Genomic DNA, 23,146 nt, shown 5'->3' with positions numbered 1-23,146 from the left:
GCAGAGAAGGAAATCCGCATGTCAATCGATGAGAGCACCGCCGCGCGGGTAGCGAAACTTGCCCGGATCAAAGTGGAGCCGGAAGCACTGCCGGCCCTTGCGGGTGAATTCAACACCATCCTGGGCTTTATCGAGCAGTTGAACGAAGTGGATATCGACGGGGTGGAGCCGATGACCTCGGTCACGCCACAGGTGCTCAAAAAGCGCGCGGACGTAGTGACGGACGGCGATCAGCAGGCGCGGGTGCTCTCCAATGCCCCCGATGCGCGGGAAGGGTTCTTTGCCGTGCCCAAGGTGGTCGAGTGATGAGCAAGCTCAACGAACTGGGTCTGGCGGAGGCGCGCGATGCGCTGCGGGCAGGCGACACAACCGCCAAGGAGCTGACCGAAGCCTGCCTGATTGCGATTGAAGCGGCCGGTGCCCTCAACGCTTTCGTGCATAAAACGCCTGAGCTTGCGATGGAGCGGGCCGCTGCGGCCGATGCGCGGCTGGCCCAGGGGGATGCCCCGGCGATGTGCGGCTTGCCTGTTGGGATCAAGGATCTCTTTTGCACCAAGGGGGTGCCCTCTCAGGCCGGGTCCCGAATTCTGCAAGGGTTCCTGCCGGAATACGAATCCACCGTCAGCCAGAACCTCGCGGATTCGGGGGCGGTCATGCTCGGCAAGCTCAACATGGACGAATTCGCCATGGGCAGCAGCAACGAGACCTCGGTCTATGGCAATGCGGTCAACCCGTGGCGGCGCGGCAATGACGTCACACCGCTGACACCGGGCGGCTCCTCGGGGGGCTCAGCCGCTGCGGTGGCGGCAGACCTGTGTCTGGCTGCAACGGGCACGGATACAGGCGGCTCCATCCGCCAGCCGGCGGCCTTTACCGGCACCGTGGGGATCAAACCCACCTACGGGCGCTGTTCGCGGTGGGGCATTGTGGCTTTTGCCTCCTCCCTCGATCAGGCGGGGCCGATGACCAAATCCGTGCGCGATGCGGCGATCATGCTGGAGGCGATGTCGGGTCATGATCCCAAGGACAGCACCTCTGCCGACCTGCCGGTGCCGGATTTCGAGGCTGCCCTCACCGGGGACATTCGCGGCAAGACGATCGGTATCCCCAAGGAATACCGCATGGACGGGATGCCTGCCGAGATCGAAACCCTCTGGTCCGAGGGGATCGCGATGATGAAGGACGCCGGTGCCGAGATCGTCGACATCTCGCTGCCCCATACCAAATACGCGCTGCCGGCCTACTACGTGATTGCCCCGGCTGAGGCCTCGTCGAACCTCGCGCGCTATGACGGGGTGCGCTACGGTCACCGCGCCAAGCTCGATCAGGGCGATGGCATCACCGAGATGTATGAAAAGACCCGCGCCGAAGGCTTTGGTCACGAGGTGCAACGCCGGGTGATGATCGGTACCTATGTGCTCTCCGCGGGCTTTTACGACGCCTATTACAACCGCGCCCGCAAAGTCCGTACGCTCATCAAGCGGGACTTTGAAACGGTCTTTGCCCAAGGCATCGACGCGATCCTGACCCCGGCGACCCCTTCTGCCGCCTTTGGTCTGGGGGAGATGACGGATGCAGACCCGGTCGCGATGTATCTCAACGACGTCTTTACGGTCACGGTGAACCTGGCTGGCTTGCCCGGTGTTGCGGTGCCCGCAGGCCTCGACACCAAGGGTCTGCCCCTTGGGTTGCAGCTGATCGGACGTCCCTGGCAAGAGGCCGACCTGCTGAACGCTGCCTATACACTGGAACGTGCGGCGGGGTTTGTGGCCAAACCCGCGAAATGGTGGTAGCGTCGCCGAAGTCTTAACCCGGTTTTGAGCAGGTGTAGAATGCGGTCTCGTTTGTTTTTTGGAAGTGCCACCTTGGCGATCTTGGCGGCCTGTGCGCCGCAGGTCCCTGACAGCGCGCGTGGCGTCGGCTTCGACTCGATCGAAGCGGTACAAGCACGTGAGGCCGCCCTGCGCGGCTCCACCATCCAGGCGTCCGACACGGTGTTGCCGCCGGTCGGGGGGACCGGTGCGCCACCGCCGATCAGCGGGGTGGCGCCTGTGCCAGGCTCCGCCGAAGCGACAGCGGCTGAAACCGCGCGAGTTCTGGCAGAAACACGGCCCGCAGGCGCCGCCGAGGCTGAAGCGGCGCAACCCACCCCGGGAGCCCCGGTGGTCAATGACGCGGGTATCTCAAACGAGAACAATTTCGATGCGGTGTCCGAGCAACGGTCGATTGAAAGCGATGCCGAGCTGATGGCGCAGAACAGGGCACAGTATCAGGTGATCCAACCCGAAGCCTTGCCGGAACGCTCAGAGAGCGGCCAGCCGAATATCGTGGCCTTTGCGCTCTCCACCAGCCATCCGGTGGGGACACGCATTTATGCCCGCGCGGGGCTGAACGGCGCGGCCCGTGCCGAGCGGAACTGCGCACAGTATCCCTCACCCGACCAGGCACAGATCGATTTCCTGGCCAGAGGTGGTCCGGAACGGGACCGTCGGGGTCTTGATCCGGATGGGGACGGGTTTGCCTGCAGCTGGAACCCGGAACCTTTCCGCAAGGCATCGCAAGGCTGACCGCATTGCTGCATCGGCCCTCTCCGAACTTTGGACCGCGCCGCGATGGGCTGACACCGACGATCATTGTGCTGCACTACACCGCGATGCCGAGTGCGGAGGCAGCGCTTGAGCGCTTGTGTGACCCGGCGGCGGAGGTCTCAGCGCATTACCTGATTGCAAAAAGCGGCGTGGTGACGCGCCTTGTGGCGGAGGCGGAGCGGGCATGGCACGCCGGGACGGGGGAGTGGTGCGGGCAGCACGATATCAACTCGCGCTCGATTGGCATTGAACTCGACAACGCCGGGGATCACCCGTTCCCCGACCCGCAGATGATCGCATTGGAGGTATTGCTGGAGGATATCCGCAGCCGCTGGCCCATCCCGCCGGAGAACATCATTGGCCATTCCGACATGGCACCGGGGCGAAAATCTGATCCCGGTCCGCGCTTTGACTGGGCGCGGTTGGCGCGGCGCGGCCTTGCGGGCCCAACCCGCCCCCCGCAGGATCAGACGTGTTTTACAACTGCCGCGCGGGCGGCGGGATTTACCGCCGATGTCGCATCCGAGGTCCTGCTTGAGACGACCCGGCTCCGGTTTGCGCCGTGGCGCAGGGGACCGCAATGCGCGGACGACCTCAAGCTTTATCATCCGATCTGACGGTCACCCGGCCTTGCGACGGACTGGTCCGTTGTGGCCTCGCCCATTGACGCCGCGCGCGTTTGCGCGCATGACGCAGATCGCGCGGAGGGCCGGATGGCCGCTGCTGTGGGGGCGACCCTGCGGGAGAGGAAAGTCCGGACTCCAAAAAGCAACGGTGCCGGGTAACGCCCGGGCGGGGATCGGCGGGGTAACCCGCCGGGAACCCGACGGAAAGCGCCACAGAAAACAGACCGCCAGCCGTCAGGTCGGGCAACCGAAACCGGCGGCAGGTAAGGATGAAAAGGTGGGGTAAGAGCCCACCGCGCCGCTGGCAACAGGGGCGGCATGGCAAGCCCCACCGGGAGCAATGCCAAATAGGGACCGCGTGCCTGCTGGCAACAACAGGCGGGGCCGCTTTTGCCCCAGCAGGTCCGGGTTGGCAGCTAGAGCTGTCCGGGTAACCGGGCGGTAAGAGGAATGGTCATCGAACCGGGGCGCGTGCCCTGGGGAACAGAATCCGGCTTACAGGCCCTCCGCGCGCTTCACACCGGTTCGGGATTCCCACCCCGGCTGCCGTGTGACAAAATGCCAGTATGGCGGACATCGGCCGGTGTTTGCGACGGATCTTCATTGACCGCCCCGGTTTTGCGCGTTCGGATTTTCAGTCGGACCGCAGGTTTGCGGATGGGCCCGCAGATGTGTTAGCGTCGGCCGGCCACTTTGGTATCATCCGCTTCGGTGTCGCCGACTGACCGGCAGAGGATGAGGAACCCGGCGTTCAGGACCGTTTTGGGTCAGATGCAGCGCGAAGCCTTCCGGCAAGGCAGCCGCAGGGCGGCACATGAAGCGCTGATTGCCTATCAGGGCTGGGGTTTTGATCTGACCGGTGTGCCGGGTCCCCACATATATCTGGTTGGGCGACGAGGATGGTTTTGTTCCCGCTTCCATCGGGGACTACCTCGCTGCGGCACCGCCCGACGTCGAGCTGAATGTCTTGCCCGGCAAGGGGCATTTCGAGACCGGTTGCCGGGATGATATCCTGTGGGCCTGCACCCGGCAGATCGATGGCGACGTCTGATCGCGGGGACAGGCCATGGGCGTGACCTGAGCCGCTTTTTGGGGCATGAAGCCGCGCGGAAATCCGGACTGCCGTTGTGCCGGGTGCGCGCTCTTTTGCGGTTGACTCAGCAGAGCATCCGGGTAAAAGCCGGGCTTCAGGATTTTTCGCGGGCGCTCTTCAGGGACGCCCCGCAGCAGGAGAGCTACACATGGCAAAGCCAACCACGATCAAGATTCGTCTGAACTCCTCGGCGGGGACAGGCCATTTCTATGTCACAAAGAAAAACGCCCGCACCATGACAGAAAAGATGGTGGTGCGTAAGTACGACCCGGTGGCGCGCAAGCACGTCGAATACAAAGAAGGCAAGATCAAGTAGGATCGTCTGCCGATTTCTGACAGTTCGGGCCGTGCCATGTGCGCGGCCTTTTGCGTTTTTGGAGGCATCATGCAGCGCGTCATGATAGTGGGGGGCTCAGGATCGGGAAAGAGCACGCTCGCGCGTTTTTTGGGGCAGCAGACCGGACTGCCCGTGCGCCATATGGATCAAATCCAATGGCTGCCGGGATGGGTGTCACGCCCGCGATCTGAGCGCATTGAAATGGCACATGCGGTGGAGCGCGGGGCGGCGTGGATATTCGAGGGAAATTTCAGCTCCACCGTTGAACATCGGGCCGCGCGGGCGGATACGCTGGTTTGGCTGGATCTGCCGGTCGGTTTGCGTTTGTGGCGCGTGACGTGGCGCTTGCTGCGGTATTACGGTCAAGAGCGGCCCGATATGGCGGTTGGCTGTACCGAAGGTATTCACGGCGAAACCTGGCCTTTTTACCGCTGGATCTGGAACACTCGCCAGACCCACCGGGTGCGGTTTCAAAACCTGATCGCCGGGCATCCGCATCTCGATGTGCATCATTTGACATCCCGCGCAGAGGTGGCCGGGTTCATGCGGAACGTGTCAGAAACCTCTTAAGGCAGGCCATCTCATTAAAAAAGCCGGCCCCTCGGAGGGACCGGCTTTCGTTTCGATATCAGAGATCGGTTATTCGCGATTTCCGAACAGCGACAGCAACATCATGAACATGTTGATGAAGTTCAGGTAAAGGCTCAATGCGCCCATGATACCGGACTTCTGCATCCACTCCTGGTCGCCGTGATGGGCGTGGGCCAGATAGGTGTTCTTGATGTTCTGCGTGTCATAGGCCGTCAGGCCTGCAAAGATCAGCACACCCAGGGCGGAAATCGCGAACATGATCGCTGGGGAGCCCAGGAAAATGTTTACGATGGACGCAACCACAAGGCCGATCACACCCATGATGAGGAAGCTACCCCAGCCTGATATGTCTTTCTTGGTGGTGTACCCCCAGAGCGACAGACCCGCAAAGGCGATGGATGTGATCAGGAAAATCTGTGCGATCGACATGCCGGTAAAGGCGACAAAAATCCAAGAGATCGACAGACCCATCACACCTGCGAAGGCGTAGAAGAACAACTGCGCACCCGCTGCAGACAGCTTGTTAATCGCCGCGCCAAAGGCAAATACCATCGCCAGAGGCGCAAACATCACGATCCAGCCGAGGATATTCGGGGACAAGGTAACTGGGTCACGGAACACCGCCATCAATTGCGGCGCCGTGCCAACAGCCCAGGCAACCGCGAAGGTGAGCAGCATGCCTACGGACATCGTCGCGTAGACTTTGTTCATGTGGGCGCGCAGACCCTCGTCGATTTGGGCGGCGCGGGATCCGGCTGCGGTCCGGATTGTATTCACGTCAGCCATTTATTAAGACCTCCAAATTCAAATAGGTGGCGCGTCAGCCGTTCTGCGCGCTCTCGCGTAAGAATATCGTGCTCTCTTGTGTTTATTTCAAGGCTTTTCGCTCGGGAATTTAGCGATTTGCGCGAAAACGGGCCTTCTTGGTTAACAGTTTGTCACATTGGGCCGAACTGCCTTTTTCAGCGCTGTGTCCAGCTCGGTGGCACATCCCATAAACCCAGTTGCGCTTCACGTCGTGCGGCATCAGGGCTTATGCCCACATCCTTGAGCGCACGGGCGTCCAGATGCGCCAGCGTCCGACGAGACCGCCAAAGGGCCAGTCGCGCCATGAGGGACGGTTTCTTGACCGACAGGGAGCGGGGACGTCGCAGGCCGAGGGTGTCTATGAGTGTCATTTCGTTTTCCTTTTCACCATTCGTGATGTTTTTTTGGTAATCCATCAATCTACTTGATGTATATTGCACTGCGTGTATGATATTGAAAACGAATGTTTGTGAAATGAAGCATCAGGATTTATGATATGAGAAACCTTGACGTGACAACCCTGCGCTCTTTTGTTGCTGTTGCCGATTCCGGCGGGGTGACCCGCGCAGCGGGGTTTCTGCACCTCACGCAATCTGCCGTTTCCATGCAGCTCAAACGGCTTGAAGAGCTGTTGGGCGTTGATCTGCTGGATCGGTCCGGGCGCACAATCGCGCTGACCGCGTCAGGAGAGCAATTGCTGGTCTACGCCCGGCGGATGGTGGCGCTGAATGACGAGGTGGTGGAGCGGCTGACAGATCAGGCCTATGAAGGCGAGATTGTCCTCGGTGTGCCGCATGACATCGTCTATCCCGCGATCCCGCAGGTACTGAAGCAGTTTCATACGGCGTTTCCCCGCGTCAAAGTCCAATTGGTGTCGTCCTATACCCGCGGTCTGAAAGAGCAGTTTGGCCGCGGGGCCTGCGATTTGATCCTGACCACGGAAACGTCGTTGGACCCCGGTGCCGAAACGCTCTGCCGCAAACCGTTGCGGTGGGTCGGCGCGCCGGGGGGGGCGGCCTGGCGGCAAACGCCGCTCAGGCTTGCGTTCGGGCGACTGTGCACCTTTCGGCCACGCGTCGTCGAAGCGCTGGATGCGGCAGGGATTGCATGGGATGTGATCGTGGAGACCGAAAGCGACCGCACCATCGAAGCAACCGTCAGTGCCGATCTTGCCGTTCACACCATGATCGAAGGCACCGAGCCGCCGCATCTGGAGCGCATTGATCATGGTGGTGCCTTGCCGGAGCTGCCGATGCAGCAGATCAACCTTTATGGCGCGCAGTCTGGCAAGGGGCTTGTTCACGACACCTTGGCAGATTTCTTGCGCCGCGCCTTTGGGGGCATTGATCACGCACGGCTCAAGGCGGGTTAGGCGGGCTTTCCGGGCCTCAAAAGGGTGCATCATGGCGGCATCTTGCCGCAACGGCGCCTTGGCATCGGCGGGTTTACGCTGATGCTCTATGCGTTTTCTGAGGCAATGACGTAGGTATTCCCTTACGTAAAGCAGGTCAGAGTCAGGCCTGGTTTCCCGTATTGCGAGAATCCCATAACGGTCTCTGCTTTTCGTCGTTACAACCAAAAAGTGTGGCTTAACTGTCTTGTTTTTCGCGAAATAATAAAATTTTAACGAAATTCCAGATCGAGAATCTTGACGGATTAAGCCTCTGAAGGTTCTAAAAAAACACGTCTAAATTGTTTTATGTGCTCTCCAGCACACGCACTCGTGCAGTGATTGGTATTGATTGAAACGGCATTTTTCGTATTGTTTCTTGGTGTAACAAGTTTTTAGCATCACGAAATGTACGCTTTTTTGGTCGGCAGTACGTGGGGGATGCCTTGTGGTAAGCACGGGTAAGAGTAAGGAATGTAGAATGGCACATTTAGTTGACGTCCACGTAGGTAAGCGCATCCGGCAACGGCGGTGGCTGGTTGGGATGACACAACAGAAGCTCGCTGAAAGCGTGGGCATAAAGTTTCAGCAAATCCAGAAGTACGAGACCGGGGCGAACCGGGTCAGCGCGTCGCGTCTTTGGGACATTGCGGACGCACTTGACGTCGATGTGGCATTTTTCTTTGAAGGTCTGCGGGAAGATGTTGAAAAAGGCGAAGAAGCTGAAACAGGCTCTATCCCGGTCGATATGATGGGCGACAAAGAGGCGATGGATCTGGTACGCTCTTACTACGCGATCCCGGAAAATCAGCGCCGTCGTTTGTTTGAACTGGCGCGGGTCCTCAGCGACGTCGCCTGATAAGGTGCCTTGAAAAAGAAATGCCACCAGTGCTGCTGCCTCTTGCGAGGGGCGGCGCAAACTGGCACGTCCTGACCCATGAAACAGCGATCTTTTGATGTTGAGGTGATCGATACGGTTGCCAATCTGATGGCGGATGCGGCGCGCAGGGTCATATTGCCGCTTTTTCGTACCACTACCTTGGTGGAAGATAACAAGGACGCCAACGGGTTTGACCCGGTGACCGAAGCGGACCGGGCGGCAGAACGCGCCATGCGTGCGATCCTCGCCGAGCATCGCGCAGAGGATGCGATATTGGGCGAGGAATACGGGCACAAATCCGGCAGCAGCGGTCTCACCTGGGTGCTGGACCCGATCGACGGGACGCGTGGCTTTATAAGCGGCACGCCCACCTGGGGGGTGCTGATCGCGGTCGAGGACCAGACCGGGCCGTGCTACGGTCTGATCGATCAACCCTACATTGGTGAGCGTTTTATCGGGGCGATGGACCGCGCGCATATGGTCGGCCCGCAGGGCGACCAGAAGATCACCACCCGCCCGCCGCGCCCGCTTTCGGAAGCGACGGTTTTTACCACCTTTCCCGAAGTGGGCTCTGCGCGCGAGCATGACGCCTTTCACAAGGTCGCCGGGCAGGCAAAGCTGACGCGCTACGGGATGGATTGCTATGCCTATGCGCTTTTGGCTGCGGGCCAGATTGATCTGGTGATCGAAGCAGGTCTGCAATCCTATGATATTCAGGCCCCGATTGCCCTGATCGAGGCTGCTGGTGGCATCGTCACCAACTGGGAGGGGGCACCCGCCCACAAAGGCGGGCGTGCCGTCGCGGCGGCGAACCCGCAGATCCATGCACAGGCGGTTGGGATTTTGCAAGAGATGATGGCGTGAGCCGCTGGGCCATACGACAGGCGGCATATCTTATCACCATGGATGAGGCGCGCCGCGAGCTTTTGGACGCGGATGTCATCATCGACGCAGGCGCGGTCGCGGCGGTTGGCAAGGGCATCGCCGGGGATCTGCCGGGCATCGATGCGGCTGGCTGTGTGGTGACGCCGGGTCTGGTGAACACGCACCATCACCTGTACCAGTCGCTCACACGTGCGGTCCCCGGCGGGCAGGATGCGCTGCTCTTTGGCTGGTTGCAGACGCTCTACCCGATCTGGGCCCGCTTTACACCCGAGCATATGTTTACCTCTGCGCAGGTGGGGTTGGCGGAACTGGCGCTTTCCGGGTGTACGCTCAGCAGCGATCACCTCTATCTCTATCCTCAGGGGTGCCGGCTGGAGGATACGATCCATGCGGCGGCAGAGGTTGGGTTGCGGTTCCAGCCCACGCGGGGGGCGATGAGCATCGGTGTCTCGCAAGGCGGTTTGCCCCCCGATGCGCTGGTCGAGCACGAAGCGGATATTCTGGATGATTGCATCCGGGTGATCGACGCCTTTCACGACCCTGATCCCGGATCAATGTGCCGGGTCGGGGTGGCCCCCTGTTCGCCCTTCTCGGTCAGCCGTGAGCTGATGCGCGATGCAGCGCAGCTCGCGCGCGACAAGGGGGTGATGATGCACACCCACCTTGCCGAAAACGAAGAAGACATCGCCTATTCGCAGGAGGTCTTTGGCTGCCGTCCCGGCGAGTACGCGGAAAGTCTGGGCTGGGTCGGGCCAGATGTCTGGCACGCCCATTGTGTCAAGCTTGATGCCGCAGAGATCGCGCTTTTTGCCCGGACCGGCACCGGGGTGGCGCATTGCCCCTGCTCGAACTGTCGGTTGGGCAGTGGCATCGCACCGGTCCGCGCCCTGCGCGACGCGGGTGTTCCGGTCGGGCTCGGGGTGGATGGGTCAGCCAGCAACGATGCGGGCAATCTCGTGGCCGAGGCGCGTCAGGCGATGCTGCTGCAACGCGTGGCAAATGGCGCGGATGCGATGAGCGCCCGCGAAGCCCTTGAGATCGCGACCCGCGGCGGGGCCGATGTGCTGGGGCGGTCGGAATGCGGGCGCATCGCGCCGGGCATGCGCGCCGATATCGCGATCTGGGATGTCTCCGGTATCGAGGCGGCGGGCAGTTGGGATCCCGCGGCGCTGTTGCTGTCCGGGCCCACCACCGTACGGGATCTGATTGTCGAGGGGCGCGAGATCGTGCGTGATGGGCAGCTTCAAACCCTTGATCTGCCGGCCCTCGTGGCGCGCCAGAACCAGATGGCCCGCAACCTTAGGGAGGCAACATGAAACGTAAGATGCATCTGGCAACCGTGTTTGCGGTCATGGCAAGTGGCGCCGGGGCCAATCCGCAGGCGACCGGCGCGATCAATGAGCTCCGTCTGGCGCAAGGCCTGCCCGCATTAGGCTACTCCTCCGTGTTGGAGCGTGCAGCCCAGGCCCACGCAGCCGATATGGCCGAGAGCGGGCGCTTTTCGCACACCGGCAGTGACGGGTCGGATCTGGCAGACCGCGTCAGCCGCACGGGCTACGGCTGGTGCGCTGTGGCTGAGAATATCGCCAAAGGCCAGCGTACCCTGGCCGAGGTGATGGCTGCCTGGGAGGCTTCGCCGGGGCACCGCGCAAATCTGCTCTCCCCGGAGGTGACGGAATTTGCCCTGATAGAGGCGGAGGGACACACTTGGGTGATGGTCTTGGGCGCACCGGGCTGCTGAGGGTGAGACGGGCTGGATCGACGGCTTGGCGCCTGGTTAGGCGGTCTTGGGCCGTCTTTCCCCACCGATCCAGACGTCTGCAATTGCGCGATCATCCCCCATCATGAGGGTCGGAAAGAGCGCTTCCCAGATATCCTTCGCTTCGGCACTACGCTGCGCAATCGCAGGCGTTGAGGCCAGATCAAGGATAGTGAGGTCAGCCTCGATCCCCGGGGCGAGCCTGCCGATCCGGTCGTGCAGGTAAAGGCTGCGGGCGGCACCTGCGGTGGCCAGATACATCAGCTGCGCAGGATGCAGCGCCGTACCGCGAAGCTGCGCAATCTCATAGGCCGCGGCCATTGTCCGGAGCATCGAAAACGACGACCCGCCGCCGGTATCGCTGGCAAGACCCAGCGGGATGCCCCGCGCGGCGAGCCCCGCCACATCCATCAGGCCAGAGCCGATAAAACTGTTGGATGTCGGGCAATGTGCCAGGGCGGCACCGCAGTCGGTGATGCGGTCGATCTCGCGCGGCTCAAGATGGATGGCATGGCCATAGATCGCACGCGGACCCAGCAGCCCATGCGCCTCATAGGTCTCGAGGTAATCGCGCGCCTGCGGATAGAGGCTGCGCATCCAGGCGATCTCGGGCACCTGCTCGCTCAGATGGGTCTGCATCAGGCAGTCGGGATGCTCGGCCCAGAGGGCTCCGAGGGCGGCCAGCTGCTCTGGCGTGGAGGTGGGCGAGAACCTTGGCGTAATCGCGTAGCTTGCCCGTTCCCGGCCCTGCCAGCGATTCAGCAGTGCTTTGCTGTCATCATAGGCCGTTTGCGCGGTATCGCGCAGTCCCTCAGGGGCGTTGCGGTCCATGCAGGTCTTGCCCGCAACGGTGCGCAGTCCGCGGGCGGCGGCCGCGGCAAAGAACGCGTCAACGCTGGCAGGGTGGATCGTCGTGAAGGAGCAGACGGTCGTCGTGCCCTGCGCCAGCGTCAGCTCCAGGTAGCGATCCGCGATGGCGCGCGCGTAGTCGGGGTCGCCAAACCGCATCTCTTCGGGAAATGTATAGGTGTTCAGCCAGTCGATCAGCTGCTTGCCCCAGCTGGCGATAATCGCGGTCTGCGGGTAGTGGACATGGGCATCGATGAAACCGGGGCAGATCATGTGCTGGCCGTAGTCTGCGACCTCGGCGTCGGGATGTGCGGCGCGCAGGGTTTCGGCCTGTCCCACCGCTGCGATGTGCCCTCCGACCAGCAGGACCGCGCCGGCGCTGTTGACCCGCACCGTGTCTTTCCAGGGGGCGGTGAACGGGTCACCCGTGACTTCAAAGGTTTGCCCCAGCAGGAGATGTTTTGTGTTCATGAAAAATTCTTAAGTGCTGTGGCATCTTAGGACAATGCTGATCTGCCGCGCCATTGTATCCCCATCATGCGCCGCCTATGGTCCGATCACGCATCAGGAGAGCACGGATGTCTGATCAAACTGAGCAACCACAGGGCGACGTCGAAGACGACGCTTACGTGCTGGGCCCCAAGGCCGTTGCAGCGATCCTTTATGCCGTGGACATCGAGGATCAGGCCAAGCTCACCGAGCTGATGGAGCCGCTGCACGCGGCGGATATCGCCGATCTGCTGGAACAGATCAACGCCTTTGACCGCTCCCGCCTGATCCGCCTTTACGACCGCGAATTCGACGGCGAAATCCTGACCGAGCTTGACGAGGGCCTCCGTGAGGAGGTCATCGCGGTTCTGGAGCCGCAGGTGCTGACGCAGGCTGTGCGGGATATGGACAGCGACGATGTGGTCGATCTGGTCGAGGACCTGCAGGACGACCAGCAGGAGGTCATTCTCGACGCGCTCGAAGACGTGGACCGCGCTGCCGTGCAGCAGGCCCTGGGGTACCCGGAATATTCCGCCGGGCGCCTGATGCAGCGTGAAGTCGTCATGGCCCCCGAGCACTGGACCGTGGGCGAGGCCATCGACCGGCTGCGCGCGACCCCCGAAGCGGAACTGCCGGACCAGTTTTATCATATCGTGATCGTCGACCCGCGCCTGCATCCGGTAGGCAATGTCACGCTGGGCAAGCTGATGCGGTCTCGGCGCGAGACACCCTTGGCCGATCTGCTGGAGGAAACCTTTCAGATCATTCCCGCTACGCAAGACGAATCCGACGTGGCTTATGCCTTTAACCAGTACCACCTGATCTCGGCACCTGTCGTGAATGAGGACGGGCGGCTCATCGGCGTCATCACCATTGACGATGCCATGGCGGTGCTGGATGAAGAGCACGAAGAGGACATTCTGCGCCTGGCCGGTGTGGGCGAGGGGTCCCTGTCGGACCGGGTGATTGACACCACGAAACAGCGTTTGCCCTGGCTGGCAGTCAATCTGGTCACCGCCATTGCCGCCTCGCTGGTCATCGCCCAGTTCGAAGCCGCTCTGGCGCAGATCGTGGCCCTTGCGGTGCTGATGCCCATCGTGGCCTCCATGGGGGGCAACGCCGGGACGCAATCGCTGACCGTGGCCGTGCGGGCCATTGCCACCAAAGACCTGACCGGCGCGAATGTCTGGCGAGTGATCCGGCGCGAAGTGCTCGTGGGGTTGATCAACGGGCTGATTTTTGCGGTTGTCATGGGCATCGTGGGGGTCGTCTGGTTCGGTTTGCCGGCGCTGGGCTATGTGATCGCGGCGGCCATGATCATCAATCTGGTGGTGGCCGGGCTTGCGGGCACGGTGATCCCGGTCATTTTGGAGCGCATCGGCATCGACCCCGCGCTCGCCTCCGGGGCGTTTGTGACCACGGTGACAGATGTTGTCGGCTTTTTCGCCTTTCTGGGGCTGGCGGCCATGGTGCTTTTGTGAGCGAGAACTTCGCAGTGGCGAAAGCTGCCGCGCGCAAGGCCGGTTTTGCCCGACGCGAGACCGCGCATGCAGTGGATCGCGGGGTCGCGGCGGGGATGCTGTCGAGCTTGCTGGCAGGCTATCGCGGGGTGCCTCTGTCGGGCTACATGCCGATCCGGACAGAGATTGATCCGCTGCCCGCCATGGCAGAAGCGAGCGCGCACGGCCCGGTCGGCGTGCCGGTGATCGAGGACGCGGGGCAGCCCTTGCGCTTTGCCCGATGGGAGCCTGAGATGCAGATGGTGCCAGGGGCCTTCGGCGCGATGATCCCGGCGGAACCGGATTTCTTCGATCCCGAGATCGTGATCGTCCCGCTGGTGGCTTTCGACGCACAAGGCGGGCGGCTTGGATATGGTGGCGGGTTTTATGACAGAACGCTGGAGGGGCTGCGAGCCCGGCAGGCAACGCTCGCCATCGGGTTTGCCTATGCCGCCCAGGAGGCCGAAACCCTCCCGCTGGAGCCGACCGACCAGCCGCTTGATCTGATCGTGACCGAGGCACATGTCCTCGATCTGCGCCCGCAACGCGCCTGAGCTGACGTGAGAGCCCATCCGGGCCAAAACGGCTCGCGCCTGGAACCGCACCGGGATGCGGGGCTGATCGGGAGGAATAAATTCCGGCGGCCTCTTGCCCTGATGGGCGCGTAGCCCTACCCATCTTGCATGAAGATTATGTTTCTGGGCGATGTGATGGGCCGGGCCGGGCGGCGCGCGATTTGCGAAAACCTGCCTCGGCTTCGCACCGAATGGCGGCTCGATTTCATTGTCATAAATGGGGAAAATGCAACCTCCGGCATGGGGCTTTCCGGTGCGCATGCCAAGACACTGCTGGACGCCGGGGCCGATTGCATCACGCTTGGCGATCATGCCTTTGACCAGAAAGATATGCTGCAGTTCATCGAACAGGAACCGCGCGTGATCCGGCCTCTGAATTTCTCCAAGGCGGCACCGGGCAAGGGCGCGCGGCTCTTTGCGGCCCGGAACGGCCGCAAGGTGCTTGTGACACAAGTGCTGGGGCAGGTGTTCATGAAACGGCCCTTCGATGATCCGTTCTCCGCGATTGAGCCGGTGCTCAAGACTCATCCGCTGGGCGGTCAGGCCGCTGCTGTTCTGGTGGATGTGCATTGCGAGGCTACCTCCGAAAAGATGGCCCTCGGGCATTACTGCGACGGGCGCGCCAGCCTTGTCGTGGGCACGCATACCCATGTCCCCACCGCCGATGCGATGGTCTTGCCCAAGGGCACCGGCTATCTGACCGATGCGGGCATGTGCGGCGACTATCACTCGGTCATCGGTATGCAGAAGGACGAGCCGCTCAGACGCTTTATCACCGGCATGCCGAAAGAGCGGTTCACCCCCGCAACCGGCGAAGCCACCCTGTCCGGCGTCTATGTCGAGACGGACGACCGCACCGGCAAGACGGTCCGCATCGCGATGGTGCGGGACGGAGGGCTTTTGCAAACGGCGGCCCCGTGACCCGGCGAGAGGTCCTCTTTTTCACCTTGGTGCTTACCTTGTTGGGGGCAGGGTGGGGGGTCACCGTGCCTTTGACCAAGATTGCCGTCTCCACCGGATTTGGCCATTTCGGGCTGATTTTCTGGCAGCTGGTGATCGGCTCTGTCCTCATGGCGGGGCTGTCTGCGTTGCGCGGCAAGGGGCTGCCGGTCAATCGATTTACGCTGCGGGTCTTTGCGGTCATTGCACTGATCGGAACCCTGATACCAAATACTGCCTCCTTTCAGGCAGCGATCCATGTGCCCGCCGGCATCTTGGCGATCCTGCTCTCGATGATCCCGATGTTTGCCTTCCCGGTGGCGCTTGTCCTGAGACTGGATCGTTTTTCAGGGCGCAGGTTGGCGGGTTTGGGCGTCGGATTGCTTGGGGTTCTGGTCATTGTGATGCCGGGTGCCACGTCGGCGATGAACGCGCCCACCTTCTGGGTGCTGGTCGCGCTTGTTGCAGGGGTTTGCTACGCGTTGGAGGGCAATGTGGTCGCCAAATGGGGCACGGCGGGGCTTGATGCCATTCAGGTGCTCTTTGGCGCCTCGGTGTTGGGGGCGATTGCCATTCTGCCCGTGACCCTCGCCTCAGGCCAGTTCATTCCACCCCAAGACCTGACCGGTCCTCCGGGGCAGGCGCTGATGATGGCGGCGGTGGCCCACACGCTGGTCTACGCAGGCTATGTCTGGCTGGTGGGCCGGGCAGGACCGGTGTTTACCGTGCAGGTCAGCTATCTGGTCACGGGCTTTGGCATTTTATGGGCGAAACTCATTCTGGATGAAGCCTATCCGCCTGCGGTTTGGGCAGCCCTCGCCCTCATGTTTGTCGGAATGTATCTGGTGCAGCCGCGTCCAAAGGCTGTGCTTGTACCTTCCTGACCGATCAGCGAAACTCAGCTTCAGCCCTTCATGTGGACAGGTCATGCTGTTGTGATTTCACTCTTTGCGCTTCCGCCCCTTGCCGCTCCTCTGTTGACGCTTGTCGTTGTCGGGGTGATGTTCATCCTTTTTGTGCGCGAAACCTATCCGACAGAGGTGGTCGCCCTCACCGGGGCAGCGCTGATGCTGGTGATGGGCGTGTTGCCCTATGACAACGCGCTGGCGGTGCTGAGCAACCCGGCCCCCTGGACGATTGCGGCCATGTTCATCGTCATGGGCGCCCTGGTGCGGACGGGCGCGCTGGACGTTCTGACGCGCATGGCCGAAAGGCAGGCCAAAACACGGCCCCGCGCCGCTGTGGTCGGTGTCATTCTGTCGGTGATGGGGGCCTCTGCGATCATGAACAACACGCCGGTGGTCGTGGTCATGATCCCGGTGGTCGTGCAGCTCAGCCAGACCCTCGGCGTGAAGGCCTCCAAACTGCTGATCCCGCTGAGCTATGCGGCAATCATGGGCGGCTCCCTTACCCTGCTGGGGACATCGACCAACCTGCTGGTCGATGGGGTGGCGCGCGCCGAAGGGCTGGCACCCTTCACCATCTTTGAGATCATGCCCATTGGTCTCGTGGTCTGTCTTTGGGGACTGTTTTACCTTGCCGTCATTGCGCCGCGGCTTTTGCCGGATCGCGACAGCATGGCGAATATGCTTTCTGACCGCTCCAAGATGAAGTTCTTTACCGAAGCGGTGATCCCACCGGACTCCAACCTGATCGGCCGGGACGTGCTGGGGGTACAGCTTTTCAAGCGCGAGGGCGTCCGGCTGATCGATGTGATCCGGGGCGACAGTTCGTTGCGGCGCAATCTGGCAGGGGTGGCCTTGCAGGTCGGCGACCGGGTGGTTTTGCGGACCCAGATGACCGAACTGCTGAGCCTTCAGGCCACCAAGGAACTCAAACGCGTCGATCAGGTTTCAGCGGTGGAAACCACCACTGTCGAGGTTCTGATCACGCCCGGTTGCCGCATGGTGGGACGGTCGCTGGGGGCGATGCGTCTTCGGCGGCGCTACGGGGTTTATCCGCTGGCGGTGCATCGTCGAAACCAGAATATCGGGCGCCAACTTGACGAGCTGGTTGTAAAAGTCGGCGATACCTTGTTGTTGGAGGGCACCCCGGAGGATATCCAGCGCCTTGCCAGCGACATGGACATGGTGGATGTCTCGCACCCGTCGGAGCGGGCGTACAGGCGCAGCCATGCGCCCATCGCCATTGCGGCGCTAGTGGGGATCGTGGCACTGGCGGCCTTTAACGTCGCGCCTATTCTGCTTTTGGCGGTGGTGGCTGTGGCGCTGGTGCTGGTGACCGGCTGCATTGACGCGGATGAGGCGTTTTCCTTTGTCGATGGCAGGTTGCTGGCGCTGATTATCTCAATGCTGGCGGTGGGTGTGGCGCTGCAGAACTCTGGTGCCATCGCGCTGGTGGTTGAAGGTGTCGCGCCTGCCTTGCTGAACTTGCCGCCTGCCTTGGTCGTTCTGGTGGTCTTTGTCCTGACATCGACCTTTACCGAGATCGTGTCCAACAACGCCGTGGCTGTCATCATGACGCCGCTGGCCATCGGGCTGGGCACGGCTCTGGGGCTGGATCCGCGTCCCTTGGTGATTGCGGTGATGATTGCGGCCTCCTGTGCCTTTGCCACCCCCATCGGCTACCAGACAAATACCCTGGTTTATGGGCCAGGGGGCTATCGTTTCACCGATTTCACCCGCGTCGGACTGCCGCTCAACCTGAGCATGGCGGTCATTGTGTCGACCATCATTCCGTTGATCTGGCCGCTCTGATCGCTTCTTTCACGGAAGGCTTTGGGGGTCTCTGGCGTCAGATCGCTGGCGATTCGCCGAACGAGACGGTGTTGCCGGCCTTGTCCAGCAAGGACCACCGGGCGACAACAAAATGATACGTTCCGGTTTCCCATCCGCTGTCATCTCGTTTCAAGCTGCGCCGCCAGGCCCCTTCGACGCGGACCGGCAGCCGGATTTTCTCCACCTGTGGTGGGCGCGCACCTGCTTCGGAGGCAAGCTTTCGTGCGCGCGTCATCAGCGCCTTCAACTGAGCTTCAAGCGGGCCAACCTCCGCGGCGCGACGGCCGGCAAAGAAGATGTCGACCTCGGTCTTTCGATCCACAAAGCCGCGTACGATCAGATCCTGCCGATCATTATGCCGCATGAGCGGAATGAGCTCGATCATCAGGTCGCAAATGGCCGTCTTGAAGAGACCGGCATCCTCATAGGCGGCCGTGACCTCGGATGCTTGTTTGCGAGAATAATGCGTTTCACGTCTGGAATATGAATACATGGTCGGGACCCGCGCTAATGCAAGCATAAGACATAGCGGACGACCTCTTAAAGAAACGTTGCAAAGCCTTTAAAAATTGACCTTCCGTGCAAATTCTACGCCATGCAGGATTTGCAACGCTGGCAGTCGGTATTGTACGTTGTCGTTCAGTGCGTTCGCCTCCATGTTTGCGCTATCAGTAACCCGTGTCCCCGTGAAAGGATGATATCATGACACGCATAATCGAAGACCTCAAAAGCGCTGCACGCAAGCGTGCGGAATTCAACCGCACCTATCTGGAGCTGCGCTACATGCCGCGCAACACGGCGATCGATCTGGGCCTGTTCCCCGAAGACGCCTACGAAGTGGCCTACGCCTCGGTCTACGGACGCTGAGCGCATCAGCCGGAAACCGCATACTGCTGCTGGGCCTGAAATCTAAAGAGGCCAGAAGGTCAGAATGGCCGGTATGGATACCGCAACCACGATGATCTCCAGCGGCAGTCCCATGCGCCAGTAATCTCCGAACCCATACCCGCCCGGACCGAGGATCAAGGTGTTGTTCTTGTGTCCAATCGGCGTGAGAAAGGCGCTAGAGGCGGCAACGGCCACCGCCATCAAGAAGGGATCGGGAGAGACCTGCATGCTCTGCGCCATTTGAATGCCGACAGGGGCCGCGACAATCGTGGTTGCCGTGTTGTTGAGCACATCCGACAGCGTCATGGTCACGATCATCAGCACGGTCAGAACAGCCCAGGCCGGCAACGTGCCGGTCCAGGACAGCAGGGCACCGGCAATCAACTCCGTTCCGCCGGAGGCCTCAAGGGCGGCCCCAAGCGGGATCATGGAGCCGAGCAACACAACAACCGGCCAGTTGATATGGTCGTAAAGCTCATTCAGAGGCACGATCTGGGCCAGCACATAGGCCACCACGACCAGTCCCAAGGCAATCGGCAGATAGAGCAACCCGACGCTGGCGGCCATCACTGCCGCCGCGAAAAGACCGATGGCCAGCCAGACCTTTCTGTTGGTTGTGACGGCCAGTCCGCGATCTGCCAGAGGCAGACACCCCAGCCAGTCCGCCACATCGTTACCGGTGTCCCGCGGGACCAGCAGTAACAGGATATCGCCAGTTTCAATCGGGGTCTGGCGCAGGTGTTTGATGAGACGTGTGCCGCGCCGCGAAATCCCCAGCAGCACCGTGCGCTGCCGCCAGGCGAGGCCGATGCTCTGGGCGGTCTTGCCGGTGATCCGCGCGTCTTCGGGCACCACGACCTCGATGATTTCGACCCCATCACCCGCGGCGTTCAGTGCTTCTTCGCGTTTGGAATCGGCAACCGCGAGATCAAGGCTGGAGCGAAACTCGTCGAGCGCCTCGGGCGTGGCTTCCAGAACCAGCGTGTCATCTGCCTGCAGGACCGAATTGCGGGCCTGGCCGTAGCGGCGCTTGCCGTCGCGAATGAGCCCGAGGATGGCAACATCCGCCTTGTCGGCGGCCTCGGTCAGCTCCGCCAACCGCTTGCCGATCTGCTTGTTGTCCGGGGGGATCGTCAGTTCGGCGATATAGGCCGAGACATCATTGCTTTGGGTCGTGTCACCGCCGCGTTGCGGGATCAGACGCCAGCCAAAGAGCGATACAAAGGCCAGTCCCGCCAGGGCTGCGGCCCCGCCGACGGGCGCAAAGTCAAACATCGCAAAAGGGGCACCAAGGCTGTCCTCTCGGATGGCGGCAATAATGATGTTGGGCGGTGTCCCGATCAGGGTCACCATGCCGCCCAGGATGGTGGCAAAGCTCAACGGCATCAGGCTGAGACCGGGCGCCCGCCCGGCCTTGCGTGCCGTCTGCATATCGACGGGCATCAGCAGGGCCAGTGCGGCCACGTTGTTCATGAAAGCCGACAGTATGCCCCCGACGGCCCCCATCAGCGCGATGTGAGCCCTAAGGCTGCGGGAGGCATCCACCAGGGTGCGTGTGATCAGAAACACGGCGCCCGACCGCACCAGCCCGGCCGAGACCACCAGCACAAGTGCCACCACCAGTGTCGCGGGGTGGCCAAAACCTGAAAACGCATCTTGCGTCGGGACGACGCCAAGCACGACCGCGACCATGAGCGCCGAGAAAGCCACAATATCGTAGCGGAACCGGCCCCACAAAAGCAAAGCAAAGACAGTGCCAAAGAGCGTGAAGAGGATGATCTGCTCTGTCGTCATTGCCCTGCATCTAGACACAACCGCCCGGTCGGGGAAAGGGAGAATGCTGGCGCTCGGCATTTAAGCGGTCGGCTGTGCCCTTGCCCCGGTGGATACACCTGTTTTATAGAATGCACTCAAGCTGAACTTACCAACGGACGTCACAATGGCAGGCCACTCAAAATGGGCAAATATCCAGCATCGCAAAGGGCGACAGGACGCCGTGCGGGCGAAACTGTTTTCCAAACTCAGCAAGGAAATCACGGTTGCGGCCAAAATGGGCGATCCCGATCCTGAAAAGAACCCGCGTCTGCGGCTGGCCGTGAAAGAAGCCAAGTCACAGTCGATGCCCAAGGACAACATCGACCGGGCGATCAAAAAGAGCCAGGCCGGGGAGGGCGATGACTATGAGGAAATCCGCTACGAAGGCTACGGGCCCAATGGGGTAGCGGTGATCGTCGAGGCGATGACCGACAATCGCAACCGGACGGCCTCCACCGTGCGGTCGACCTTCACCAAGAACGGCGGCAATCTGGGGGAAACCGGCAGCGTCGGGTTCATGTTCGACCGCAAGGGCGAAGTCACCTACCCGGCAGAGGTCGGAGATGCGGACACCGTGATGATGGCCGCGATCGAAGCGGGTGCCGAGGATGTGGAAAGCTCTGAGGACGGGCATGTGATCTGGTGTGCCGATACTGACCTCAATGAGGTTGCAACGGCGCTTGAGGCGGCATTGGGCGAATCCGAGTCCACCAAACTCGTCTGGAAGCCGACCACCACCACGGAGATGGATTTCGATGGCATGCAAAAGCTGATGAAGCTGATTGATGCTTTGGAAGATGACGACGATGTGCAACGGGTGACATCGAATTTCGAGGCCTCCGACGAGGTGATGTCGCAACTCTGACCGCCGGGGTTTTTCGGGAAAACAACAAAAGCCGCCCCGAGGGCGGCTTTTTCATGTCTGACAGGCCGTTTCCGCTGCTTAACGAAGCTGAGAGCAGCTTCCGCCCAAGGAAAAGAAACCCCGTGCCATCTGGGACCATGTCACGGCGGGCATGTCATCTGACGCGGGCCGCGCGCGTCCGATACGCTTCATCAGATGTGTGAGGTCCGAGAGCTTTTGGCGCGACCCCGTGCCGCCTGCCTCGCTCTGAACGGACAGAATCTTTTTCTGCGTATGTAAGGCGGCCTCGATCAATTCGATATCTTTGACCGTCAGGTCCAGTCTGTTCAGGCTATCCAACATGGTCGCTACATCCTCTTCACTTATCCCATGATATGGGCAACAAATTCTAATACGCCAATCATCCTTCATCAGATTTATGTGATGAGACGAATACGGATAAAGGTTTCGTGATCGGACCACCGGTCTAACCTGCGGCTTCGACCGGCACAAGGTCAGCGCGCGCGCCTGCTGCCACATTCTTGCAGCAGCTTGAAATCAGCGACGCACCCCTTGCAGCGCCCTGCAAAGCAGGTGTCTATGACCCATGGCCGCTACACCCCCTTCGCACCCGGTTGCGGGTATCTTCTGGATGCTCGTCACGGGGCTCTGCTTTATCTCGGTCACGGCGCTGGTAAAATACATGGGGACCGGCCTGCCACCGGCGCAGATGGCGTTTCTGAGGTATCTGCTGGGGCTTGTGTTCCTGCTGCCCGCCATCGGTGCCTTGCGGGCCGCGCGGCTGACCCCGCGCCAGTGGCGGCTCTTTGGCTTTCGCGGGGTAGTGCATGGCTTGGGGGTCATCAGCTGGTTCTACGCCATGACCCGCATTCCGATCGCGGATGTGACCGCGATGAACTACCTGGCCCCCATCTACGTGACCATCGGAGCCGCGCTGTTTCTGGGGGAAAAGCTGGCGTTTCGCCGGATCGTGGCTGTCGGGGTTGCACTGATCGGTGCGCTTATCATTCTGCGCCCCGGTTTTCGGGAGATCAGCAGCGGCCATCTGGCCATGGTCTTTACCGCGATCGCCTTTGGCGGATCCTATCTGACGGCCAAGGTGATGGCGGATGAGCTCAAGCCTGCCGTGGTGGTCGCGATGCTCTCGATCTTCGTGACCCTGGTGCTGTTGCCGTTTGCTTTGGCCGACTGGGTGACGCCGAGTTTTCGGGATCTGGTTTTGCTGTTCTTTGTGGCCTGTTTTGCCGTGGGCGGTCATTACACCATGACACTGGCCTTTGCAGCAGCCCCGGTGACGGTCACCCAGCCCGTCACTTTTACTCAACTGATCTGGGCGGTCCTGCTGGGGTATTTCGTGTTTGGCGAGGCGGTTGATTTCTGGGTGGTGGTCGGCGGCGTGCTGATCCTTGCGTCGGTCACCTTCATCACATGGCGTGAGGCGGTGCTGAAACGCAGATACTGGACACCGACCGCCAATGAGACCAAGGTTTGAGGCCGGTTTTTATTGATTGACGAGTCAATCAAAAATCCCCT

General features: G+C 61.4%; 26 protein-coding genes and 1 other RNA gene. 21 read left to right on the top strand and 6 right to left on the bottom strand.

The window, feature by feature from the left end:
- Positions 1 to 18 precede the first annotated feature (18 nt).
- From gatC to H7847_RS16525, 8 genes are all read left to right on the top strand, one after another.
- Positions 19 to 306, top strand: a complete 288-nt coding sequence (gene gatC, locus H7847_RS16560; protein ID WP_227270594.1) for an Asp-tRNA(Asn)/Glu-tRNA(Gln) amidotransferase subunit GatC — start codon at positions 19 to 21, stop codon at positions 304 to 306.
- Positions 306 to 1,793 carry an Asp-tRNA(Asn)/Glu-tRNA(Gln) amidotransferase subunit GatA gene (gene gatA, locus H7847_RS16555; protein WP_227270593.1) on the top strand — a complete coding sequence of 496 codons (1,488 nt, stop codon included), beginning with the start codon at positions 306 to 308 and terminating at the stop codon, positions 1,791 to 1,793. Before gatC ends, gatA begins: the two co-directional genes overlap by 1 nt.
- A gap of 39 nt (positions 1,794 to 1,832) precedes the next feature.
- Complete coding sequence (locus tag H7847_RS16550) at positions 1,833 to 2,567, top strand: hypothetical protein (RefSeq protein ID WP_227270592.1); 735 nt, start codon at positions 1,833 to 1,835, stop codon at positions 2,565 to 2,567.
- A gap of 5 nt (positions 2,568 to 2,572) precedes the next feature.
- On the top strand, positions 2,573 to 3,205 hold the full coding sequence (locus H7847_RS16545) for an N-acetylmuramoyl-L-alanine amidase (protein ID WP_227270591.1): 633 nt from the start codon (positions 2,573 to 2,575) through the stop codon (positions 3,203 to 3,205).
- Between the two features lie 84 nt (positions 3,206 to 3,289).
- Positions 3,290 to 3,728: RNase P RNA component class A (gene rnpB, locus H7847_RS16540), an RNA gene on the top strand.
- Positions 3,729 to 4,073: 345 nt separating this feature from the next.
- Positions 4,074 to 4,265 carry an alpha/beta fold hydrolase gene (locus H7847_RS16535; RefSeq protein ID WP_227270590.1) on the top strand — a complete coding sequence of 64 codons (192 nt, stop codon included), beginning with the start codon at positions 4,074 to 4,076 and terminating at the stop codon, positions 4,263 to 4,265.
- A 190-nt stretch (positions 4,266 to 4,455) separates the two neighbouring features.
- On the top strand, positions 4,456 to 4,623 hold the full coding sequence (gene rpmG, locus H7847_RS16530; RefSeq protein ID WP_011454349.1) for a 50S ribosomal protein L33: 168 nt from the start codon (positions 4,456 to 4,458) through the stop codon (positions 4,621 to 4,623).
- A gap of 69 nt (positions 4,624 to 4,692) precedes the next feature.
- Positions 4,693 to 5,214: a P-loop NTPase family protein gene (locus H7847_RS16525; protein ID WP_227270589.1), complete on the top strand. Its 522-nt coding sequence runs from the start codon at positions 4,693 to 4,695 to the stop codon at positions 5,212 to 5,214.
- Positions 5,215 to 5,283: 69 nt separating this feature from the next.
- Here the strand turns inward: H7847_RS16525 and H7847_RS16520 are convergent, their stop codons facing one another.
- A complete protein-coding gene (locus H7847_RS16520; protein ID WP_227270588.1) occupies positions 5,284 to 6,021 on the bottom strand; it encodes a Bax inhibitor-1/YccA family protein in 738 nt (245 codons plus the stop codon).
- 176 nt (positions 6,022 to 6,197) lie between these two features.
- Complete coding sequence (locus tag H7847_RS16515; protein ID WP_227270587.1) at positions 6,198 to 6,413, bottom strand: DUF1127 domain-containing protein; 216 nt, start codon at positions 6,411 to 6,413, stop codon at positions 6,198 to 6,200.
- A 125-nt stretch (positions 6,414 to 6,538) separates the two neighbouring features.
- Between H7847_RS16515 and H7847_RS16510 the strand changes: the two genes are divergently transcribed.
- From H7847_RS16510 to H7847_RS16490, 5 genes are all read left to right on the top strand, one after another.
- Positions 6,539 to 7,414: a LysR family transcriptional regulator gene (locus H7847_RS16510; RefSeq protein WP_227270586.1), complete on the top strand. Its 876-nt coding sequence runs from the start codon at positions 6,539 to 6,541 to the stop codon at positions 7,412 to 7,414.
- Positions 7,415 to 7,913: 499 nt separating this feature from the next.
- Complete coding sequence (locus H7847_RS16505) at positions 7,914 to 8,291, top strand: helix-turn-helix domain-containing protein (protein ID WP_227270585.1); 378 nt, start codon at positions 7,914 to 7,916, stop codon at positions 8,289 to 8,291.
- A gap of 78 nt (positions 8,292 to 8,369) precedes the next feature.
- A complete protein-coding gene (gene hisN / locus H7847_RS16500) occupies positions 8,370 to 9,176 on the top strand; it encodes a histidinol-phosphatase (protein WP_227270584.1) in 807 nt (268 codons plus the stop codon).
- A complete protein-coding gene (locus tag H7847_RS16495) occupies positions 9,173 to 10,513 on the top strand; it encodes an 8-oxoguanine deaminase (RefSeq protein WP_227270583.1) in 1,341 nt (446 codons plus the stop codon). The genes hisN and H7847_RS16495 overlap by 4 nt, the downstream gene beginning before the upstream one ends.
- Positions 10,510 to 10,938, top strand: coding sequence for a CAP domain-containing protein (locus H7847_RS16490; protein ID WP_227270582.1), 429 nt, complete (start codon positions 10,510 to 10,512; stop codon positions 10,936 to 10,938). The genes H7847_RS16495 and H7847_RS16490 overlap by 4 nt, the downstream gene beginning before the upstream one ends.
- 36 nt (positions 10,939 to 10,974) lie before the next feature.
- Here the strand turns inward: H7847_RS16490 and guaD are convergent, their stop codons facing one another.
- Positions 10,975 to 12,276 (bottom strand): guanine deaminase, encoded by a 1,302-nt coding sequence (gene guaD / locus H7847_RS16485; protein ID WP_227270581.1) that lies wholly within the window; start codon positions 12,274 to 12,276, stop codon positions 10,975 to 10,977.
- Between the two features lie 107 nt (positions 12,277 to 12,383).
- Here guaD and mgtE point away from each other — a divergent pair, with 107 nt between their 5' ends.
- From mgtE to H7847_RS16460, 5 genes are all read left to right on the top strand, one after another.
- Positions 12,384 to 13,775, top strand: coding sequence for a magnesium transporter (mgtE, locus tag H7847_RS16480; RefSeq protein ID WP_227270580.1), 1,392 nt, complete (start codon positions 12,384 to 12,386; stop codon positions 13,773 to 13,775).
- Positions 13,772 to 14,347 (top strand): 5-formyltetrahydrofolate cyclo-ligase, encoded by a 576-nt coding sequence (locus H7847_RS16475; protein WP_227270579.1) that lies wholly within the window; start codon positions 13,772 to 13,774, stop codon positions 14,345 to 14,347. Before mgtE ends, H7847_RS16475 begins: the two co-directional genes overlap by 4 nt.
- A 129-nt stretch (positions 14,348 to 14,476) precedes the next feature.
- Positions 14,477 to 15,289 carry a TIGR00282 family metallophosphoesterase gene (locus H7847_RS16470; RefSeq protein WP_227270578.1) on the top strand — a complete coding sequence of 271 codons (813 nt, stop codon included), beginning with the start codon at positions 14,477 to 14,479 and terminating at the stop codon, positions 15,287 to 15,289.
- The gene (locus tag H7847_RS16465) at positions 15,286 to 16,191 is read left to right on the top strand and encodes a DMT family transporter (RefSeq protein WP_227270577.1); all 906 of its coding nucleotides are present in this window, start codon (positions 15,286 to 15,288) and stop codon (positions 16,189 to 16,191) included. The genes H7847_RS16470 and H7847_RS16465 overlap by 4 nt, the downstream gene beginning before the upstream one ends.
- 51 nt (positions 16,192 to 16,242) lie before the next feature.
- Positions 16,243 to 18,024 (top strand): SLC13 family permease, encoded by a 1,782-nt coding sequence (locus tag H7847_RS16460; RefSeq protein WP_227270576.1) that lies wholly within the window; start codon positions 16,243 to 16,245, stop codon positions 18,022 to 18,024.
- Between the two features lie 37 nt (positions 18,025 to 18,061).
- Here the strand turns inward: H7847_RS16460 and H7847_RS16455 are convergent, their stop codons facing one another.
- On the bottom strand, positions 18,062 to 18,538 hold the full coding sequence (locus tag H7847_RS16455) for a hypothetical protein (protein WP_227270575.1): 477 nt from the start codon (positions 18,536 to 18,538) through the stop codon (positions 18,062 to 18,064).
- A gap of 209 nt (positions 18,539 to 18,747) precedes the next feature.
- Between H7847_RS16455 and H7847_RS16450 the strand changes: the two genes are divergently transcribed.
- Positions 18,748 to 18,912, top strand: coding sequence for a hypothetical protein (locus tag H7847_RS16450; protein ID WP_227270574.1), 165 nt, complete (start codon positions 18,748 to 18,750; stop codon positions 18,910 to 18,912).
- 42 nt (positions 18,913 to 18,954) lie between these two features.
- Here the strand turns inward: H7847_RS16450 and H7847_RS16445 are convergent, their stop codons facing one another.
- Positions 18,955 to 20,727, bottom strand: coding sequence for an SLC13 family permease (locus tag H7847_RS16445; RefSeq protein WP_227270573.1), 1,773 nt, complete (start codon positions 20,725 to 20,727; stop codon positions 18,955 to 18,957).
- A gap of 145 nt (positions 20,728 to 20,872) precedes the next feature.
- Between H7847_RS16445 and H7847_RS16440 the strand changes: the two genes are divergently transcribed.
- Entirely contained in the window at positions 20,873 to 21,613 is a 741-nt protein-coding gene (locus H7847_RS16440; RefSeq protein WP_227270572.1) for a YebC/PmpR family DNA-binding transcriptional regulator, read from the top strand.
- A 78-nt stretch (positions 21,614 to 21,691) separates the two neighbouring features.
- On the opposite strand, the gene H7847_RS16435 is transcribed toward H7847_RS16440, so the two are convergent.
- A complete protein-coding gene (locus H7847_RS16435) occupies positions 21,692 to 21,955 on the bottom strand; it encodes a hypothetical protein (protein WP_227270571.1) in 264 nt (87 codons plus the stop codon).
- A gap of 244 nt (positions 21,956 to 22,199) precedes the next feature.
- On the opposite strand from H7847_RS16435, the gene H7847_RS16430 reads away from it, so the two are divergent.
- Positions 22,200 to 23,105, top strand: coding sequence for a DMT family transporter (locus H7847_RS16430; protein WP_227270570.1), 906 nt, complete (start codon positions 22,200 to 22,202; stop codon positions 23,103 to 23,105).
- Positions 23,106 to 23,146 lie beyond the last annotated feature (41 nt).

The organism is Roseobacter weihaiensis (assembly GCF_020622345.1).
In the GTDB taxonomy this organism is placed as follows: Bacteria; Pseudomonadota; Alphaproteobacteria; order Rhodobacterales; family Rhodobacteraceae; genus Roseobacter; species Roseobacter weihaiensis.
The sequence above is the reverse complement of the archived record's forward strand: the minus strand, read 5'-3'. Positions and strand labels throughout refer to the sequence as shown.